The organism is Streptomyces sp. FH025 (genome assembly GCF_017427025.1).
Lineage (GTDB): Bacteria > Actinomycetota > Actinomycetes > Streptomycetales > Streptomycetaceae > Kitasatospora.
This window is the reverse complement of sequence record NZ_JAFLNG010001055.1, coordinates 1-1791: the sequence shown is the minus strand read 5'-3', so window position 1 is coordinate 1791 and position 1791 is coordinate 1. Positions and strand designations below refer to the sequence as shown.

Below are 1791 nucleotides of genomic sequence, written 5' to 3'. Positions count from 1 at the left end.
CGAGACGTCGTCGGCGAGGAAGGGCTGCTGCCCGTACCAGCCGTGCAGGTAGACGGTGACGCTGGTGGTGCTCGCCCCGGTGGTGAAGCCGGTGGACAGCTGGCTCCAGCCCGCTGAGCTGGTCCAGGTGCTGGGGTCGGTGCCGCCGGTGCCGCGGGCGCCGAGGTAGACGTACGAGCCCTGGACCCAGGAGCTCAGGGTGTACGTCGAGGAGGGCCGCACGGCGATGGTCTGGGTGCACTCGCCGGTGTCGCCCGCGCCCGGGGTGGACTGCAGGGCGTACGTGCCGGAGTGCGCGGTGGTGCTCTGGACGGTGCCGTTGGTGCAGGTCCAGCCGCTGAGGTTGCCGGTCTCGAAGCCGCCGTTGGTGATCAGGTCGGTGTCGGCGGCGTGGGCGCCGGTGCCGGTGGCCAGGGCGAGTCCGCCCAGGCCGAGGGCGATGGCGCTCGCTCCGGCGAGCAGGGAGTGGACGGCGCGCGGGCGCCGGTGTCGGGCAGGTGGCATGACTCCATCTCCAGTGGGGGAGGCCCGGCGGCGCCCTGTGGGGGAGCGCCGTCCGGGGTGTCGATGGTGCGCGTGCGGGAGCTACCGACAACTCAAGTCCCTGTCGGGAACGGAGACTTGCCTCACAAAATGGAGTAGACCAATTCGACTGTCAAGAGGACCTACGCGGCCAGCGGTACGGCCCCGGACCCGTCGGGCCCGGCGAGTGCGCCGGTCAGCGCGGCGATCCGGGCCGAGGCGCGGCCGTCGCCGTACGGGCTCGGGGTGGCCGCGAGCCGGGCCAGCCGCTCGGGGATGTCGGACAGCCAGGCGCGGGCCAGTTCGCCCAGCTCCTCGCCGGGCCGCACCAGCGCGGCGAAGCCCGCCGCCATCGCCTCCGGGCGCTCGGTGGAGCGGCGCACCACCAGCAGCGGGCGGCCCAGCACGGTGCACTCCTCCTGCATGCCGCCGGAGTCGGAGACCAGCAGCGCGGCGTGGCTCGCCAGGCCCAGGAAGTCGCCGTAGCCGACCGGCCCGGTGACGGCCAGGCGCTCCAGCAGGCCGTCCAGTGCGAAGCGCTCGACGGCGGCCCGGGTGCGCGGGTGCATCGGGAACAGCACCGGGGTGCCGGCCCGGGCGATCCGGTCCAGCTCGGCGAGCACCGCGCCGAGCGCCTCGGCGGTGTCGGTGTTCTCCGGGCGGTGCACGGTGGCCAGCACGTATCCGTCCGGGCGCAGCCCGTGCGCGGCGAGCAGCGCGGCGCGGGTCGCCTCGTCCGGCAGCTGACGGCGGACCACCTCGACCACGGTGTTGCCGGTGAGCTCGATCCGGCCCCCGTCGAGCGACTCGGCGCGCAGGTTGGCGACGTTCTCCTCGGTGGCGGCGCAGAGCAGGTCGGAGACGTGGTCGACCATCACCCGGTTGTGCTCCTCGGGCATCGCGCGGTCGTAGCTGCGCAGCCCGGCCTCGACGTGCACCAGCGGGATCTCCCGGGCGTTGGCGGCCAGCGCTCCGGCGAGGGTGGCGTTGGTGTCGCCCTGGACGACCACGGCGGCGGGGCGGTCCTCGGCGAAGGCGGCGTCCAACTGGCCGAGGGACTGGGCGATCTGGCCGGCCCGGGGACGGCCCCCGACCCCGGTGAGCAGCTCCGGGCGGGGCAGGTTCAGGTCGCGCAGGAAGCGGCCGGACATCGCCTCGTCCCAGTGCTGGCCGGTGTGCACCAGCCGGGTGGCGTCGCCGAGTTCGTGGATCAGCGGGGCGAGCTTGACCAGCTCGGGGCGGGTGCCGAGGACGACGGCGACGCTGGAC

General features: G+C 74.7%; 2 protein-coding genes. Both read right to left on the bottom strand.

Going from position 1 to position 1791, the window contains the following annotated elements:
- The coding region (locus J0670_RS37200) for a carbohydrate binding domain-containing protein (protein ID WP_207817196.1) at nucleotides 1-504 on the bottom strand (504 nt) is incomplete at its 3' end.
- A 161-nt stretch (nucleotides 505-665) separates the two neighbouring features.
- A partial coding sequence (gene wecB / locus J0670_RS37195; RefSeq protein ID WP_243438060.1) for a non-hydrolyzing UDP-N-acetylglucosamine 2-epimerase occupies nucleotides 666-1791 on the bottom strand: 1126 nt, incomplete at its 5' end.